Here is a 17,565-nt window from a genome sequence, read left to right on the forward strand (position 1 = left end):
CAGATACTTACAAATTCAACCCTTTTGCTTGAATTTATTTTATATACCCCAATGTTCTAACTGTTACCTGCTAATTAAGGCTGCATACACGCGCAAGCGCTAGCCCTTTTTAAACAAGCTTGTTACACTCTTGTTGCTAAATTACACGGTTACACTTTAGCTCATAGTTTTATGTGGCTATTTTATGTGTATTTTGCAACCTATAAAAATCAGTTAGTCAGGTGTGACTATTCTGCCGTTTGGCATATTAAGAGTACCGACACCTAACAAACTGCTTGTTAACGCAACCATGCGCTAATGAGTTTCTTTGCATTGTTGAATACGGCCACTGCGGCCTACTATCTAGGAATGATGATGACATCAAAAATTATCTACACTAAAACGGACGAAGCTCCGGCGCTAGCAACCTACTCGTTGCTACCAATTATCCAAGCCTATACAAATGCGGCAGGTGTTGAAGTTGAAACTCGCGATATCTCATTAGCAGGTCGTGTAATTGCAAACTTCGCTGATTACCTTACTGAAGAACAACGCATTGGCGATGCCCTTGCTGAGCTAGGTGAACTTGCAAAAACACCTGAAGCAAACATTATCAAATTACCAAATATTAGTGCGTCTGTTCCACAACTACGCGCTGTTATTAAAGAACTACAAGAAAAAGGTTATGCATTACCAGAGTACCCTGCTGAGCCTAAAAATGATGAAGAAGCTAAAGTAAAAGCGACTTACGATAAAATTAAAGGTAGTGCAGTAAACCCTGTATTACGTGAAGGTAACTCAGACCGTCGCGCACCAGGCTCTGTAAAAGAGTATGCACGTAATAACCCACATTCAATGGGTGCGTGGAGCAAAGATTCACAGTCTTACGTTGCAAGTATGAGCGAAGGCGATTTCTTTGGCTCTGAGCAATCAGTTACTATTGATGCTGCTACCGATGTACGTATTGAGCACGTTGCTTCAAATGGCGATGTAACAGTACTTAAACAAAGCACACCACTTATTGCGGGTGAAGTTATTGATGCATCGCGTATTAGCGCATCAAAGCTACAAGCATTTTTAGCAGCTGAAATCGACGCTGCAAAAGAAAAAGGCGTACTATTCTCGCTTCATATGAAAGCGACAATGATGAAAGTATCTGATCCAATTATTTTTGGTCATGCTGTTAAAGTATTCTACAAAGACGTTTTTGCTAAGCATGGCGAGCTTTTTGAAGAGCTAGGCGTTGATGTAAATAACGGTTTAGGCGACGTATATTCTAAAATTCAAACGTTAGATGATGCAAAGCGTGAAGAAATTGAAGCAGACATTCAAGCTGTATACGCACAGCGCCCAGCAATTGCTATGGTTGATTCTGACCGTGGTATTACAAATCTTCACGTACCAAGTGATGTGATCATTGATGCGTCTATGCCTGCTGCAATTCGTTCAAGCGGACAAATGTGGAATAACGATGGTAAATTACAAGACACAAGCTTTGTAATTCCAGATCGTAGCTACTCAAGCGTTTACCAAGCAACTATTGATTTCTGTAAAGAAAATGGCGCGTTTGATCCTACCACTATGGGTAGCGTACCAAACGTAGGCCTAATGGCTCAAAAAGCAGAAGAATACGGTTCACACGACAAAACATTTGAAGCAAAAGCAGACGGCTCTATCCGTGTTGTTGATGCAAATGGCACTACGTTACTTGAGCACACTGTTGAGCAAGGCGATATTTGGAGAATGTGTCAGGTTAAAGACGCGCCAATCCAAGATTGGGTTAAACTTGCTGTAAACCGTGCTCGTGCTACAGGTGTTCCTGCTATTTTTTGGTTAGACGAAAACCGTGCGCACGATGCACAGCTAATCAAAAAAGTGAACAAATACCTTCCAGATCACGACACAGCTGGCCTAGATATTCAAATTTTAGCACCGCTTGAAGCAACTCTTTTCTCTTTAGCGCGTATTAAAGAAGGTAAAGACACTATTTCTGTAACCGGTAACGTACTACGTGATTACCTTACAGATTTATTCCCAATTTTAGAGCTAGGTACTAGTGCTAAAATGCTTTCAATTGTGCCTCTTATGAACGGCGGTGGCTTATTTGAAACTGGTGCGGGTGGTTCTGCACCTAAGCACGTTCAGCAATTTGAAAAAGAAAACCACTTACGTTGGGATTCTTTAGGTGAGTTTTTAGCACTTGCTGCATCACTTGAACACCTAAGTGTGACTGCTGGTAACAAAAAAGCACAAGTACTTGCTGATACACTTGATAAAGCAACAGGTACATTCCTTGCTGAAAACAAGTCGCCTTCGCGTAAAGTAAAAGAAATTGATAACCGTGGTTCTCACTTCTTCTTATCTTTATTCTGGGCTCAAGAACTTGCTAAGCAAGACGATGACAGCGAACTTAAAGCGCAGTTCACACAAATTGCTAGCGATTTAGAAACGCAAAAAGATCAAATTGTAAGCGAACTTAACGATGCTCAAGGCCCCGCTGTAGACTTATCTGGTTACTTCCAACCAAATGATGATGCTGCATTTAAAGCAATGCGTCCAAGCGCTACATTTAATGAAATTTTGTCTAAATTAGTATAATTTTAGATTAAATTAAAAACCGCTTACTTTTTAAGTAAGCGGTTTTTTTGTGTCTTTATTTTATATAATACCAATTCGCAATAATACTTAATCATTTTGCGGGGCTAGATGTGTTGCCGCTTGCGTTAAAAAACTCTCTTTTAGAGCAACTAAATAGCGATTTTTCCTAGCAACTAATACGTTTTTCTAGCTTCAGATTAGAACATTTAATTAAGCGAATTGGTATAAAAAGGCCGCTATGTATAACATAGCGGCCTTTAAAAAATTAAAGCTATTTTAATTTAACTATTTTGTATAAGCGCGTGGCATAGTTGAATCTGTTGTGTAGCGCTCACGTAGTTTATCTTGGCGCGACTGTGTAGACACTTCTTCACCGTTGATAATCATTGTGCTTACGTGTGAGCTTAGTTCAAACGGGTCGTTGCTCCACATAACAACATCAGCGGCTTTACCTACCCTTAAGCTGCCTGCATTAATATTAAATACACTCGCTACGTTAGATGTAACCGCATTTAATGCGCCTTGCTGGCTCATTCCATACGATACAGCATTACCTGCATCAAAACGTAGCTGGTAAATATTATGACTGGCATCGCCACCCACGGTTAAAATAACTTTTACACCGGCTTTTTCAAGCACTGCTGCGTTATCTAAACTTGCGTGTAATGAATCAAAGCTTGAAGGTAAGCTGTCCATTGCACTCATAATTACCGGTACTTGCGCTTGTGCAATCTGCTCTTTAACAACAACGGCATCTTGTGCGCCATTGAGCACTAAATTAATACCAAACTCTTCTTTAACCTTAAGTAGCTCAATTATATCTGCCGCACGAGACACACCAACCACCAGCGGCATATCGCCACTAAGTACTTTAGCCATTACTTTGTCTTCAGTACTTGGCTTGCTGTCGTCGTCTTTTTTAGGCTTTTTAGCTGCTTTGCTTTGGTGCTCTTGAAGCTTATTAATAAGCGTTTGTAGTGTAAAGGCGCGAGAACCTTTACTTCGCTCGCCTAAATAAACCACTAACGCCGCTTGTTTTTGAATATTGCTTTGTAAATCACCACTTAAATCAACAACACTAGCAAGGCCCGAAAAAATACTATCGCCACCATGAGGGGTAATTACATCGCGCGTAACGCCGCCTTTACGCGCATAAGGCACTAAGCTTGAATGTGCGTTGTAAGCAAGGCTCACATCAAAATCAATACCTGCTTTTTCTTCGCCAGCATCACGAGAGCCTGCGACTGCACTTACTTCAACAAGGCCAAGCTGATTAATACTGGCAATAAAACCTGGTGTTACAATTTGGCCTTTAGCATCAATAACTTTATCGGCTGTTACTTGTGCAGGGTTAATTGCGGTAATTTTTCCGTTATCCATTACTATGCTAGCGTTTTGTAAAACGCCCTGCTCTGTTGCCGTATGCAGTGTTGCATTAATAATAGCAAGCGATTGTGCACTGGCTGCACCTGAGGCTAAAAGTCCGGCAGCAACCAGAGATAGCGAAAACGAACGTGATAAATTTTTCATTCTGGGCTCCTTATTGTTGACCTAACATAAAATCACTTTGTGCTTGATAAGCAGCATCGTCTCTATCGTAAACTTTTGCGCCATCAATAAATACTTGTTCTGCTTTTGCATAAACACTAAATGGGCTTTGATTCCAAATAACTACATCGCCTTGCTTACCAGCTTCAAGCGAGCCTGTTTTATCCTCAATACCTAGCGACTTAGCCGCGTTAGATGTGATCCATTTAATAGCGTGCTGCTCAGAAATATCAAAGCCATTTTCGTTTGCACGGAACATCACTTTGCCCGCTTCTTGGTTTAGACGTTGAATTGTTGTGTCTGAATCTGAATGCACCACCGCACATGAATTTTTAACCGCATCAACAATGGCTACGTTTTCTTGAACCATGTCGTACGCTTCCATTTTAAAGCCCCACCAATCTGGCCAAAGTGCAGCACACGAACCATTTTCAGCAAGTAGGTCGGCGATTTTATATGCTTCTACACCATGGTGGAATGTACCCGCGTGATAGCCAAATTCTTTAGAAAGGTCAATCATCATGGCCATTTCTTCAGCTTTATAACAGTGATTATGAATAAGCACTTCACCTTCAATAACCGCTCGAAGAGTATCGTGTTTTATGTCACGTACTGGTGCTTCTGGGTTTAAACCTGCTTCATAATCGGCGTCATATTTATCCCATGCACGCTTGTACTCTTGTGCTTCTGCCCAAGCCATTCTGTAGCCAGCCATGTTACCCATACGGGTAGAAGGTAATGTACCTTGGCGACCATATACGCGTTTTGGGTTTTCACCACAAGCCATTTTTAAGCCATTAGGCGCATCAGGGAATTTCATTGCTTGCATTGTATGCGCAGGAATGTTTTTAAGCGTTACACCGCGACCACCAAATAAGTTTGCCGAGCCTGGTAAAATTTGTAACGAGGTAATACCGCCTTCGCGCGCGCGGTTAAAACCAGGGTCTTGAGGCCACACAGAATGCTCTACCCATACCTCTGCGGTATTTGGACTGGTCATTTCGTTACCGTCTTGATGTGACTCAACCGATGGGCTTGGATAAGCACCTAAGTGAGAGTGAACATCAATAATACCTGGGGTAACCCATTTGCCCTGTGCATCAATGGTTGTATCTGCATTGGCTGATAAGTCTTTACCTACTTGCTGAACTTTACCATCAACAAGTAATACATCAGCATCATCTAAACGCTCGCCTGTACCGGTAAGTACCGTTGCGTTTGTAATTAATGTGCTTGTAGAAGCCATTGGCTTGTAAGTACTTGGATACGGGTTTTTGTTAATTGTAATTTTAGGATCTTGTGGGCCGTTTTCTTGGCAACCAACAAGCGCAGCAGCTAAACCAACTGCGAGTAATGAGGGTGCAAATTTTTGCATTTTGTTAGGTTCTCCTGTTTTTTTGCTACTTTAGCTAAAGCTAAGTAATTAAGCCAAAAAAACAGGTAAAAAAGCAATTAACCGAGTTGAAATACTGTAATTATTTTTTTATGTAATTGTTATATAACTTTTCCAGCGCACCTTCGGTAGTCAGCGACGGATCTTTGTTTATAAAGTGTTTAACTGTACGTGTTACAAAATCTGAGTTTTGCTTATGCTGCTTAGAAAAGTCTTTAATTAATGTGTTGCCATCGCTGGCTGCTGTCACTTTGTCGTGACGGTGACGATACTGGCTAAGCGCTCGATTAAAGTCGCCGTTGTAATCTTCCACTAGTATTTTATAAAAGTCACTTTTTTGTACTTTAAGCACATTAATGCAGTAATTTAATGCCTCTTTAAAGTCGGTAAAGGTAGTGCCTTCTACATCAAACTCTTTGGTTTTTTCACGCACGGTTACACGCGCTTCTTCTGCGGCATAACTAAAGCCCGTAAACGCTAGTCGCTCAGACGCTTCTTTTCCAAGCTTCATACCTGCTTGAATACTATGGGCAAATTCGTCGCTCATTTCGCTTAGTTCGTTTTCTTCCCACATGTTATAAACGCGCAGTGCTTTAGCATATTTATTAGAGAGCTTTTTTTTAAGCTTGGTAAAACGCTCATCTATACTCATAAGCCTTTCGTTGTGCAACAGCGCATGGCACTCATAACACGCAGCAATAGATACAAAGTCGGCTTCTTCACCTAAATCAATAATGCTTTGAAGCATATGTAGCGGCGGGCAATGGTCACGCTCTGTAGCTTCGCATCCACAGTAAAAACATTGATTAAAATGCTTGTGTTCACATGCATACGCTTGCTGATAATAGCTTGCTAACGTTTTGCTCACTGGTTCTCCTAGTAAAATACGCGCTAATAAAACATCACAAATAATGGAGGCGATAATAACAGCCTGAAAAAATAAGTTATACCAATTGCATAAAATTAGTGAATCATTATTTCGCTGATAAAATAACGCAGTGAGCGCGCTATTTAATGCGATAGAATGATTATGCTTTTAATAAAATAGGTATTGATAGCTGAAAAATAATTTAGCTAAAGTGTGTCAAAAAACACACTTATTACAGATGAATTTCATACACATAAAAACAAGTGTGTATTTTACACATACATGCTTACACCTTGTTGCGTTTGGTTAACAGCTTTTTAGTTTAAATAGCTCAATAATAAACCCGAACCACAAACAATGAGGAATAATTATGAATACTTTAAAAGTAACGTTATGTACCACTTTTGCATTTGGCGCAGTACTTATGGCATCACCAGCGTCAGCAGTTCAATTTGAAGCGGCAGACTCATCACCTGGTACACAAGCATGTATGGCGGTAGCGGCAAATAAAACGCATGTGTTGCGTAAAACATCTCGCAGCTTAAATATTAGCAAAGCTGTACTAAGTAAAAAGCTCGAATGTAACAACTTATCAATGGGCGACTTTGTAACCTTGTACAATTTAGATAAAAGCGCTAACTATTTAAATATGGATACCAGCACACGCACATCAATCAAAGATTTAGCTAAAACAATGACCTCTGAAAAAGTGATTATTACAGGGCCAAAATAGTATGACTTTTATAAATAACTAAGCAGGCCCAAAAGCCTGCTTAGTTTTATTATTTTAAATAACAGCCGCAATTAACCCAAATAAACCACCAAATACGCCGCCCCATACAACTAACCAGCCTAAGTGTTCATGGATCATGGTTTGAATAATATCTTTTACCATTTTAGGGGTTAGCTCATCTAAGCGCTCATCAACTAACTTTAATACCGTGCCATGTAAGCTTTGCGCGCTATTACCTTGCGCTAATGTATCACTAACAAGTGCTTTAAAGTCTTCGGTTTGGCTTATCTGAGCCAGTGACAATTGCATTTTTTCTATAAATTTTTCGCGCATTGGCTCTATAGCTGCTGTGCCACCAAACACGCCTAACATGCTGCCAAACTGCGACTGCTCTATTACTTCGAGTAAATTGTCGAATGCGGGGTTTAAATCTACATTGCTAATAATGGGCTCAAAGTCGATGTTTGGCTGGGCTTTATTAAGTAAGTTATTAATTTTTTGCTCAGAAAAAAACTCAGTCAAAATTAAATTACGTATAGCCACCTTAAAGCTTTCAAACTTAAGCGCTATTACACCAGAGCCGTATAATAAAGGGACTTTTTCAAATAGCATATGCACAGCTAATAAATTAGTAACCGCGCCCGAGAGTGCAAATAAACCAACCGACAATACTATTGCTTGATCATAAAAGTAGCCTACAACTACACAAATACCTGCTAGTAAATTGGTGATAAAACTCTTGTTCATTGGTACTCCGTTAGCATTTTTTATATCGTTAATTTTACAACGATTAGTTTGTGAAATTAATACTTTTTTGCCATAGTTTAAGTATCTGTTTAAAAGGCGAGCAATAACTATGTGGAAAACAGTAAACGAGCACATTAGCCAAGCCATTCACTATGACTTTAAACACACTTACAAACGCCAACTGCAAAGTACCAACACCGATAAACTCTTTCAATTAACCGATGGGTCGCACAACTATTTGGTTAAAATTGCTTTAAAAAGTGAGCTCGACCGCCTTGAAAGCGAAGCAGTAGGCCTTAAACTTCTTACACAAAATAGTATTTTTATGGTACCTGATTGCATAGTAACAGGCGCTAATATTGAATTTTCGTTTATTGTACTCGAATGGCTGGTACTTGATAAACAACCTCACAGCCATTGGGCCGATATGGGTAAACATTTAGCTATGCTACATCAAAAGCATGCCCAAGCGATGTTTGGCTTTGATGTAGATAACTACTTAGCAACAACAGTGCAACCAAACCGGTGGCATAAAAAATGGGATGTATTTTATGCAGAAGAACGCATTGGCTGGCAATTACAGCTTTTAGCCGAAAAAGGCATAAACTTAGTGGAGCCAGAGCTGCTAATAAATTTCGTTAAAGAGCAATTGCACAGCCACACTGTAGCGCCTTCGTTACTTCATGGGGATTTTTGGCGTGGAAATATGGGCTTTATAAAAAATATACCCACACTATTTAACCCTGCTTGCTATTACGGCGACCGTGAAGTAGATATCGCCATGAGCGAGCTTTTTGCGCCGCTTCCTGATGACTTTTATAACGCGTACAACATGCAATACCCACTCAGTGAAAACTATCAAAAACGCAAAGCAATTTATCAACTTTATCCAATTTTAAATCACGCGAATATTTTTGCGGGGCATTACCTTACACAAGCTAAACAGCATATAGATACGTTACTTAACACTCAGTAATTTATTAAGGCAATACACGTAAAATTATTGTCATAATCAGGGGTTCAGCACTATATTTATAATGAATGTAGCTAAATTTAAATTAGTAAATGCATTTATTATTGAGTTCAGTTTTGAGCCATTAAGTTGTTGGTAGTATACGTTCACAACTTAAATAATGTGTACCAACACGGTAACCTCGCCTTGGTACGTTTGGAGTGATTATGAAAGACTTTGTATCACAACGCATCACCTGTCCACACTGTGGCAACCACATTCATTTAGATATAGATGCCAGTATGGGCGACCAAGACTACGTAGAAGAATGTAGTGTTTGTTGTAACCCTATACATTTAAATATGCATATAGACCATGCTAATAAAAAGCTAGAGTTACACGTAGACAGCGACAACGAACAAATATTTTAGTTTTGATGGCGTAAGTAGTTTTCTACCGTTTTAATTATGGTATATGTTTGCTGATCTACTTCTATATTCAGTTCATCACCTACTTGAGCATTACCTAAATTAGTAATGGCAAGGGTTTCGGGGATCAGGTGCAGCCAAAAGCCCTGCTCATCTATTTCGCCTACGGTTAAACTTGCGCCATTTATTGCCACAAAGCCTTTATACAAAACGTATTTTTGCCATTTAGTCGGTAAGCTTAATTGAATTTTACAATTGTTTTGCTGCTTAACAATTTGTCCAATTTGCGCAGTACAATGAATGTGCCCCGACACAATATGCCCACCCAGTTCAGTGCCAAATGTGACCGAACGCTCGTAATTAACTAAGCTACCAAGATTAAGTTTACCTAAATTTGTGAGTGTGAGCGTTTCGTCAATCACATCAAAATGCACTTGCGCTACGACGTCGTGGTTACTTAATTCTACTTTTACCACCGTTAAACAGCAGCCATTTATAGCTATGCTGGCTCCTAAATCAAGGTGTTTAACGTATTCTTCACCTACCGACACCACTAAGCGTAAAACCCCATCAGTATGCGTACTAGATACAACTGTAGCTTGCGTTTGAACGATTCCTGTAAACATAAAATCACTTAAAATTATTACAAAGTGATAGTTTAACGTATCAACAAACAAAATCATTCACTACTATGATTTTTATTTGAAACACAATAGATTACAATTGCGCCCTGTTTTATCAAATAGCTGTTTTTATGACCTTTTGTAGCTGGGAAGCCAAACGTTTATTATCCCTTGCAGTACCTGTATTTTTAGCACAAGTTACGCTTGTTTTAATGTCGGTGGTCGACACCATTATGGCAGGCCAAGTGAGCCCTACAGATTTAGCGGCCCTATCAATTGCAACCGGTATATGGAACCCGTTATTACTCGCGTTGCAAGGTATTTTACTTGCGCTCACGGGTGTTATTGCCCAATTTGCAGGGGCAGAAGATAAAAAAGGAATTCGCCATTATTTTCAGCAGGCACTTTATTTAACTGCCATTTTAAGTTTAATAGGCTTTGGCATTGCCAACCTCGCTGATATTATTATTTTAAAACTCGATACCACCCCCGCTATTGCAAGCCTTGCTTATGACTACATTCATTTTGTTAAATGGGGCGCATTTGGCTTTTTAATTTTTACCACTTATCGCAACATGACCGAAGGCATGGGGATGACCAAGCCCGCCTTTTATATAAGCTTACTAGGCCTTGCAGTTAATATTCCGGCTAACTATATTTTTATAAATGGTTTATTTGGCTTACCAGCCTACGGCGGTGCGGGGTGTGGAATAGCAACAGCATTAGTACTGACTGTAATGGCTGTTGCACAAGTGACCTATTGCCAATTTAGTAAGAAAATTGATGCAAAAACCTTATTGGCAAATTTTGAAAAGCCTAACTTTAAAACCATAGGAATTATTACCAAATTAGGCATTCCGATTTCGTTGGCTACCTTTTTTGAAATAACCTTATTTGCTTGTATTCCGCTATTTATTGTACATTTAGGTGCGGTTGCGGTATCGGGTCATCAAATAGCAGGTAGCGTAACCGCCTTATTATTTATGATGCCGCTAAGCCTATCTATCGCTATAAGTATTCGTATTGGTAATTTGTTTGGGCAAAACCACTTAAGCCAACTTAAAACAGCTATTTCCACCAGCTATATTTTAGCCATTGCAATTGCCCTATTTTTAGCATTAATAACGTTTGTAGGGCGAAATGCCATAAGCCAACTTTATACCGATAGCCCTGCTGTAATTGCACTTGCTACTTCTATTATGATTTTGGCGTGTATTTATCAACTCCCCGACGCTTTACAGGTAGCAGCAAATGGTATTTTAAGAGGCTTAAAACACACTCAACCCATATCGTATATTACCTTTATATCTTATTGGTTAATCGGTTTTAGCTTGGGGTTCGTATTAGCTAGAACAGACTTAATAGTGCCTGCCATGGGGCCGCACGGTTTTTGGATAGGTATAATATTTGGATTAACCGTAGCCGCAGTATGGCTTATGTTCACTGTTAAAAAGCGATTAAAGCAGGCACCATTTGTTTAACTACACACTAAACAACAGTAAAAACATTAGGTTATTTAGTTTAATAGCCCTGTGTTTTTTTGCCCTTGCTGGGTGTACTAAAGCACCTAGCAACTCTAACAAAACATATATAGAGCGCTTAAGTAATACCTTACAAACAGCAAAGCCGCAATTAAATAAACCAACGACAATAAGTCCCCTGCTCCTGCCTGAAAAAGCGCTAAACAACACCACTATTAGCTTAATTGAACTTGCAGGGCTGAGCCATTGTAAACTCAGCATATTAATTAGTGAGCATAATAATCAATTAGGAAAAACCGCAGGCCATGCTGGTATTTTAAAATACCAAATTGATTTTATACAAAACGCACAGCAGTGTTTAGCAACATTAAAACCAAGCTCTAAAATATACAAAACGCTATTAAGTGCCAAAAATAATAAAGAGCAATCGTTAAACCATTACTTTAATTTAATTTTGTACAACGAAACTGAACTTAAACACAGCTGGCAAGCCAGCAGTGCTGAGCTTTCAAGCTCGCCAGCAGGCTTTAGCGACACGGTAGAGGCCATGCAACAACTAGTGGCAATAAAACACAACATTGAAACTAAACAGTATCTTAAAATTAGCTCAACCGATATTTTTAAAGCCCTAGAAATACTTAATAAATACCGGTTTAACCAGCAATTAATTAATACTGCTCGCCTACAAATTGCATTTAATAACTCTGCCACGCAGTTTGTTAATACCCAGCGCTTAGCCGATATATGCCCAGTAGGTAAAAACAAAAAAACAGCGAATATAGTCAGTAATGTTTTTCATAAATTTTATCTTGGGGAAGTACAGCCATACCAAGCTAATTTAGCCGGCTACCTAGGAACACTATTACCTTTATATCACCAGCTTTGGTTTAATCAGCCTGTAACCAACAAGCAAGTTAATGCCTTAATAGATTCAAGCTCAAAGACCAATTTATTAAACCAGCTTAAAAGATCAGCTAAGAGCCATGTAACCTGGTGGCAAAAGTTTTATAAAACGTGTGAAATCAGCCCAATATGAATAAAAAAACGGCAAATAAACTCAAAAGCAATAAACATGCTTGATTCACCACCCGCCACGCTATATATTAGCGGCCGCTGATAATTAAATTTATCGCAGCTTAAATAGGTAATACGACCGTAGCTCAGTTGGTTAGAGCGCTACCTTGACATGGTAGAGGTCGGTGGTTCGAATCCACTCGGTCGTACCAAATTTATTTCGCTTTGGAATAAATTAACTTAAGCATTCTAAAATTGTACGACTGTAGCTCAGTTGGTTAGAGCGCTACCTTGACATGGTAGAGGTCGGTGGTTCGAATCCACTCAGTCGTACCAATTAATCTCTATATTTCAAAAAGTTAAACAATCCTATTCAATCTACTCGTTTAATTTTTTGCTAAAAATTAAATTCTTATTTTTTTATTATTTTGTATTCAAAATTTTAAAATAATGAGAGGCAAGCCTCAAAAGATCATCCTAAAAATTCCAGTTTTTTTCGATTTGGGCCCAAACTTGTGCCCAAGCGCCCAAACCACTTTTTTAGCTATTTAATCTTCCTCAAGGTTAGACCCCTACCCTTGATGATTAAAAGTAAAATTATATGATTGTATAGCAATGTATAAACGAAGCACAACAGGGAATGACAGCTCTAAGTTATCTGCTCTACTTCTACTAGCGTAAAATATGGAAACACATCACCTACTATTGAACACAACTGGAAAGCTAAAGCTTTATGCCAGGTGAATTATAGCTATTATAAAAAGTTTCAAGTAAGTATCACCGGCTAACAAACGCTCCCAGCACATATACAAGTGGCGCATTCCAATTAATTGCCACTTCGTTCGTTGAATAACTGCACCAGCTATCGCTGTATGATTTTGCAGGTTCGTTGGTATCATAATTACACTCATCCTGCTGCCCAGCTTGTGGACCGCCAACTAACATGCCTGGTACTGGAGCTGTAATGCCATCACTTTGTGAAATCCGATGATGCGGGTGTTGTGGTGTTTTATCACCAAAACCAGTAACAAACGAATACCCTGTTGGGTTGCGTCCTAAAATGTAATCAACGAGCCCTTGCGCAGCCTTTAGGTACTGCGAATTATTATTTAACTGAGCGGCTTGTAGCAAAACTATCGCTTTATTTAATGCTGCTGAATTACTTCCCCACACAAAGTCAGACTTTTCCATCGCAACAATATATGGGCTATTTTTATGTTGTTTTAAATACACATCAGCTAAGTGCTTTTGCTTTATTTTAAGATCTTCGTATTGTTGTTCACTCAATAAATCTTTTGCCTTAAACAGTAAGCTGCTTAAAGAAAGATACGATACATTTCTCCATGAAGGAGCTGAATAATGAATATTTATCTCTTTGTAAAAATTATAAAAAATATTATCTTTAGTTGTTAAAAATAACTCTGCAGCAGCCCATGCAAACTCATCTTTTAGTTGGCTATCTCCATACTCGCCGCTTTTAACATCAGCGGGTTGCTCATAATATTGGGTTCGATTTTCAAGCGAGTACTTCCACGCCTTAATTGCAGCGCCTAAATACTGTTTACTTTTATTAGGGGAATACGGAGCAATTACTCGACTTGCTGCTGATAGCGTTGCGGCAAAATTAAGGCTAGCAGCTGTAGTTTTACCAATCAGGTAGCGCGTTCTTTTATCTTCATGCGGCATTTCATAACCTGGCCATTCTATCGTTGTGAGTTTGTGGTAAACACCCCCATCTTTGCTTTGCATAGTGATCAGCCATTCAAGATTCCATAGTGCTTCGTTTATAATATCAGGGACATTATCTGACGATTCTGGGATGTTTAATATTTGCTTTTGATACACTTCAGGGTAGTGCTCAAATGCCGCAAGTAATGTGTAAGTTGCAATGCCAGAATTAACAACATACTTGCCATAATCGCCCGCATCGTACCAGCCTTTTTGAGATTGCACCTCTTTCGCTTTAAAGTCATCACCTTGCTCTGCTGATGAATGATAAAGCACGTCGTCGTCTTTATGCCCTAAAGGCCGCGCATAAATACCTGCATACTTTTTCTCTATTTCAATACTTGAACGATTTAAGTAATAGTATTTTAACGCCGCTGTATGAACTGAGTCATATACATGATTATTAATCGAGAATACGGCAGAATCTCTCACTCCTTTTACACGTAAAAGGTAATTTCCTGGTGTTACAATATCTGTAAAATCAGCGTGTTTAAATGTGTCATTCCCTGCGTTATCCCACATTTTAGCGTGCGATAGATGGCCACTACGTATTACTTTATTGGTATTTACATCCACTAAATCATAAGTAGTTGCGGTTACATTTGGCACTATTGCTATTTTTTCGCTATTAACTAAATAACCAAGCTGATTAACTGCTATTTTTTGATTAGATGACTCTGTGCTCAGTTTACTAAAATCGCCTTTTACTACCGCCGAGCATGCGCTAAAAAAAAACACAGTGATTAACGTTAATTTTAAAACAACATTTTTCATAATGCCCTTTCCTTATGTGCTTAAATTTAAACGAAAATACAACAAGGGTGCACTTATATGCACCCTGCGACATTTATTCACCACATTTTATATTAGCTGTTTCTTTTGCTTTAGGCTCAAATTGAACATTAGCAACCCGTACTTTAGCTGCGCCTTCACTTGATAAAACAAATGGCGCACTAGAGCGTTCAAATTCAACTCCCTTATTAGCAAAACACAATAAATCTATCGATACTTTGTGCCATGTACTTAATTTAAATTCTTTAAGAATTGGCGCTATGTCAAACGAACCACACTTGCTTTTACCACAGCCCATTTGAACATTTAACGTTTTTTCTGGGTAGGCTTCTACACGCACATCGAATGTTAAGGCACTTTTATTGATTAAGTACTGCGATAAATCTTCTCTGTACCATGTTGAGCTAATTAATGCAGATGCATGATTACTGCCAGTCCAAGTGAATTCTTTAGCGTCTCCTTGAATTTCCTTGTCAGCTTCAATCATACTTAAGCCTTGAATTTTACCGACCGGAGTTTGGATATCCTTTGTTTCTTGCTCTGTTTGCAATTGATAGTTCCAATCACCTTTTGCCCTCCCCTGCATAATTACATAGGGTGTATTAGTGGGTACTTCAAATACAAAATCATTGTGAGTATTTAACTTACCAAGATTTACATTATCCTTGTAAGTTAAACCAAATCCATAAGCAAATAATGGGTCGTAAGGTTTATCGAATCTATTTAATACAACTTGCGACGCGTATTTAGGCCATGAAAAAGAAAGCTTACCTTTGAAGTCATACTCGATATTTCCTTTTTTATTGGTAAATAACACGTCAGCTACACCTACGCCTTCACTACCTGGAAGCCATGCAGCAACAAACGAATCAGATGCATTGATTTCTCTATTAACCCAAAGTGGCCGGCCAGATAAAAATACAGATACCACTTTTATGCCCTTTGATTTTAATGACTCGATTAATTTAGCGTCACGATGAGAGTGAGCCTGATAAGCTATTGATTTCAAGTCACCAATCCACTCTGCGTATGGGTTTTCACCAAATACAACAATAGCTACATCGGGTTTTTCATCAAAGCTTCCATCAGGGCTTAATACAGCCTTACCACCGGCTTTGTTTACCACCTGCTCAATACCATCAAAAATTGACGTTCCCCCAGGAAAATCAGACTTTACATTACCCTCACCAGTCCAATTAATCGTCCAACCGCCAGTTTGCTTACTCATATTATCAGCGCCGTCACCAGCAACTAAAACTTTACTATTTGGGCTAAGCGGTAACAAATTATTATTGTTTTTCAGCAGCACTAAAGACTCTCGTACAGCTTGCCTTGCAATCGCCTTGTGTTCAGGAGCACCTAATAATTGTTTTTGGTTTGCGTATTTACGCTTTGATGGAAGTCCTTTATTGAATAGCCCCGAACGTATTTTTACTCGTAAAATACGCCTAACTGCATCGTCAATACGTTCAATGGGAATAATGCCATTTTCAACTTGCTCTATAGTATTACCTATAAAAGCTTTCCAGTCTTCGACTACCATAAACATATCAAGCCCAGCATTTACAGCCTGTGGACAGCTATCATTAGTACAGCCAGGTATTTTACTATGCGAATTCCAATCGCCTACTATAAAGCCATCAAAACCGAGTCGAGTTTTTAACACATCCGTAAGCAGGTATTTACTGCCATGTAAACGCAGTCCATTCCACATATTATGCGAGGCCATAATACTTTGTACACCCGCTTTTATAGCCGGAAAATAAGCCGCAGCATGATTTTTAATTAAATCTTTTTCAGTTTCTCTATTATCGCCTTGATCAATCCCTTGATAAGTACCACCATCGCCTACCCAATGCTTAGCGGTAGAATAGATATGGTCGTCATCTAAAAAGTTAGGTGTGTTTACTTTACCTTGCAGTCCTTCAATCATTTCTTTTGAATACAAAGCAACTATCTCTGAGTCTTCAGAGTAGCTTTCATAGGTTCGCCCCCACCGATCATCTCTGGCAACTGCCAATGTAGGTGCAAAGGTCCAATCGATTCCTGCAAGGAGGACTTCTTTTGCTGTTGCTTCACCAATTTTATGAATTAACGCTGGGTTATGGGCTGCACCCAAACCAATATTATGAGGATATAAAGTAGCGCCAATAAATTTATTATTTCCATGTACGGCATCAATACCATACGTAACAGGAATAGCTAAACCACCAGCGGATGTATCCATTGAGGCTAAGTACAACTCATCCATAAACGACACCCAATCAGACACACTTGCATTGCGGTCATTATGCAAAAATGTACCCCCTCCATTTAAAACCGATCCTAAATGGTATTTTTTTACATCTTGCGGAGTGACCCATGTTATTTCTGCTTGAACCATTTGACCGACTTTTTGTTCAAGCGACATTTTATTTATTAAGCGTGTAATGTCAGCTTCTAGCGATGCATTTTTTTCTATTGCGGGTTTTTGTTTTGGCCATAGCGTAATATCATTTTTAGCAAATGCAGCTGAGCATGACATGCTCAAAAATGAGCCTAAAACAAATGAAGAATAAATATTTTTCATTAAATTGATAACCTGATACTTTGTTAGTGTGACGAATAGTTTTATTACAGATACACTATAATGTCGTTCAAATAGAGGTTCTAGGCGTTCTAATACACGTAATACACTTTAT

Annotated in this window: 13 protein-coding genes and 2 tRNA genes; 8 read left to right on the plus strand and 7 right to left on the minus strand. The window is 39.0% G+C overall.

The features are described 5' to 3' along the window. Positions 1-354 precede the first annotated feature (354 nt). Positions 355-2,577, plus strand: a complete 2,223-nt coding sequence (locus tag PESP_RS09480) for an NADP-dependent isocitrate dehydrogenase (RefSeq protein ID WP_089347808.1) — start codon at positions 355-357, stop codon at positions 2,575-2,577. A gap of 285 nt (positions 2,578-2,862) precedes the next feature. Here PESP_RS09480 and PESP_RS09485 read toward each other — a convergent pair whose 3' ends face one another. From PESP_RS09485 to PESP_RS09495, 3 genes are all read right to left on the minus strand, one after another. Next, entirely contained in the window at positions 2,863-4,107 is a 1,245-nt protein-coding gene (locus PESP_RS09485; RefSeq protein WP_089347809.1) for an amidohydrolase family protein, read from the minus strand. Positions 4,108-4,117: 10 nt separating this feature from the next. Further along, a complete protein-coding gene (locus PESP_RS09490) occupies positions 4,118-5,500 on the minus strand; it encodes an amidohydrolase (protein ID WP_089347810.1) in 1,383 nt (460 codons plus the stop codon). Positions 5,501-5,600: 100 nt separating this feature from the next. Further along, positions 5,601-6,386 (minus strand): hypothetical protein, encoded by a 786-nt coding sequence (locus PESP_RS09495; protein WP_089347811.1) that lies wholly within the window; start codon positions 6,384-6,386, stop codon positions 5,601-5,603. 370 nt (positions 6,387-6,756) lie between these two features. On the opposite strand from PESP_RS09495, the gene PESP_RS09500 reads away from it, so the two are divergent. After that, on the plus strand, positions 6,757-7,119 hold the full coding sequence (locus PESP_RS09500) for a DUF3718 domain-containing protein (protein WP_089347812.1): 363 nt from the start codon (positions 6,757-6,759) through the stop codon (positions 7,117-7,119). Positions 7,120-7,173: 54 nt separating this feature from the next. Here the strand turns inward: PESP_RS09500 and PESP_RS09505 are convergent, their stop codons facing one another. Further along, a complete protein-coding gene (locus tag PESP_RS09505) occupies positions 7,174-7,866 on the minus strand; it encodes a DUF445 domain-containing protein (RefSeq protein WP_089347813.1) in 693 nt (230 codons plus the stop codon). Between the two features lie 109 nt (positions 7,867-7,975). Between PESP_RS09505 and PESP_RS09510 the strand changes: the two genes are divergently transcribed. Together PESP_RS09510 and PESP_RS09515 are read left to right on the plus strand one after the other, a co-directional pair. After that, positions 7,976-8,842 carry a fructosamine kinase family protein gene (locus PESP_RS09510; protein WP_089347814.1) on the plus strand — a complete coding sequence of 289 codons (867 nt, stop codon included), beginning with the start codon at positions 7,976-7,978 and terminating at the stop codon, positions 8,840-8,842. Between the two features lie 203 nt (positions 8,843-9,045). Then, entirely contained in the window at positions 9,046-9,249 is a 204-nt protein-coding gene (locus PESP_RS09515; protein ID WP_089347815.1) for a CPXCG motif-containing cysteine-rich protein, read from the plus strand. Here PESP_RS09515 and PESP_RS09520 read toward each other — a convergent pair. Further along, positions 9,246-9,872 (minus strand): riboflavin synthase subunit alpha, encoded by a 627-nt coding sequence (locus PESP_RS09520; protein WP_089349136.1) that lies wholly within the window; start codon positions 9,870-9,872, stop codon positions 9,246-9,248. The two genes, PESP_RS09515 and PESP_RS09520, sit on opposite strands and share 4 nt — an antisense overlap. A gap of 128 nt (positions 9,873-10,000) precedes the next feature. On the opposite strand from PESP_RS09520, the gene PESP_RS09525 reads away from it, so the two are divergent. The 4 genes from PESP_RS09525 (at position 10,001) to PESP_RS09540 (ending at position 12,700) form a co-directional block, all read left to right on the plus strand. Next, complete coding sequence (locus PESP_RS09525; protein ID WP_089347816.1) at positions 10,001-11,350, plus strand: MATE family efflux transporter; 1,350 nt, start codon at positions 10,001-10,003, stop codon at positions 11,348-11,350. Further along, positions 11,343-12,386: a DUF3080 family protein gene (locus PESP_RS09530; RefSeq protein WP_089347817.1), complete on the plus strand. Its 1,044-nt coding sequence runs from the start codon at positions 11,343-11,345 to the stop codon at positions 12,384-12,386. The genes PESP_RS09525 and PESP_RS09530 overlap by 8 nt, the downstream gene beginning before the upstream one ends. A 113-nt stretch (positions 12,387-12,499) precedes the next feature. Further along, positions 12,500-12,576, plus strand: a tRNA-Val gene (locus tag PESP_RS09535). Between the two features lie 47 nt (positions 12,577-12,623). Next, a tRNA-Val gene (locus tag PESP_RS09540) sits at positions 12,624-12,700 on the plus strand. Positions 12,701-13,141: 441 nt separating this feature from the next. On the opposite strand, the gene PESP_RS09545 is transcribed toward PESP_RS09540, so the two are convergent. Both PESP_RS09545 and PESP_RS09550 read right to left on the minus strand, forming a co-directional pair. Further along, positions 13,142-14,866 (minus strand): glycoside hydrolase family 9 protein, encoded by a 1,725-nt coding sequence (locus PESP_RS09545; protein ID WP_089347818.1) that lies wholly within the window; start codon positions 14,864-14,866, stop codon positions 13,142-13,144. A gap of 73 nt (positions 14,867-14,939) precedes the next feature. Continuing rightward, positions 14,940-17,453: a glycoside hydrolase family 3 protein gene (locus PESP_RS09550; RefSeq protein ID WP_089347819.1), complete on the minus strand. Its 2,514-nt coding sequence runs from the start codon at positions 17,451-17,453 to the stop codon at positions 14,940-14,942. Positions 17,454-17,565: the final 112 nt, after the last annotated feature.

Source organism: Pseudoalteromonas espejiana DSM 9414 (assembly GCF_002221525.1).
GTDB lineage: Bacteria > Pseudomonadota > Gammaproteobacteria > Enterobacterales > Alteromonadaceae > Pseudoalteromonas > Pseudoalteromonas espejiana.

Bases quoted from the DNA above. Each gene is read 5' to 3' on its own strand.
- PESP_RS09520 (WP_089349136.1), bottom strand. From the start codon at position 9,872: ATGTTTACAGGAATCGTTCAAACGCAAGCTACAGTTGTATCTAGTACG.
- PESP_RS09550 (WP_089347819.1), bottom strand. From the start codon at position 17,453: ATGAAAAATATTTATTCTTCATTTGTTTTAGGCTCATTTTTGAGCATG.
- PESP_RS09510 (WP_089347814.1), top strand. From the start codon at position 7,976: ATGTGGAAAACAGTAAACGAGCACATTAGCCAAGCCATTCACTATGAC.
- PESP_RS09515 (WP_089347815.1), top strand. From the start codon at position 9,046: ATGAAAGACTTTGTATCACAACGCATCACCTGTCCACACTGTGGCAAC.
- PESP_RS09505 (WP_089347813.1), bottom strand. From the start codon at position 7,866: ATGAACAAGAGTTTTATCACCAATTTACTAGCAGGTATTTGTGTAGTT.
- PESP_RS09485 (WP_089347809.1), bottom strand. From the start codon at position 4,107: ATGAAAAATTTATCACGTTCGTTTTCGCTATCTCTGGTTGCTGCCGGA.
- PESP_RS09525 (WP_089347816.1), top strand. From the start codon at position 10,001: ATGACCTTTTGTAGCTGGGAAGCCAAACGTTTATTATCCCTTGCAGTA.
- PESP_RS09480 (WP_089347808.1), top strand. From the start codon at position 355: ATGACATCAAAAATTATCTACACTAAAACGGACGAAGCTCCGGCGCTA.
- PESP_RS09545 (WP_089347818.1), bottom strand. From the start codon at position 14,866: ATGAAAAATGTTGTTTTAAAATTAACGTTAATCACTGTGTTTTTTTTT.
- PESP_RS09490 (WP_089347810.1), bottom strand. From the start codon at position 5,500: ATGCAAAAATTTGCACCCTCATTACTCGCAGTTGGTTTAGCTGCTGCG.
- PESP_RS09500 (WP_089347812.1), top strand. From the start codon at position 6,757: ATGAATACTTTAAAAGTAACGTTATGTACCACTTTTGCATTTGGCGCA.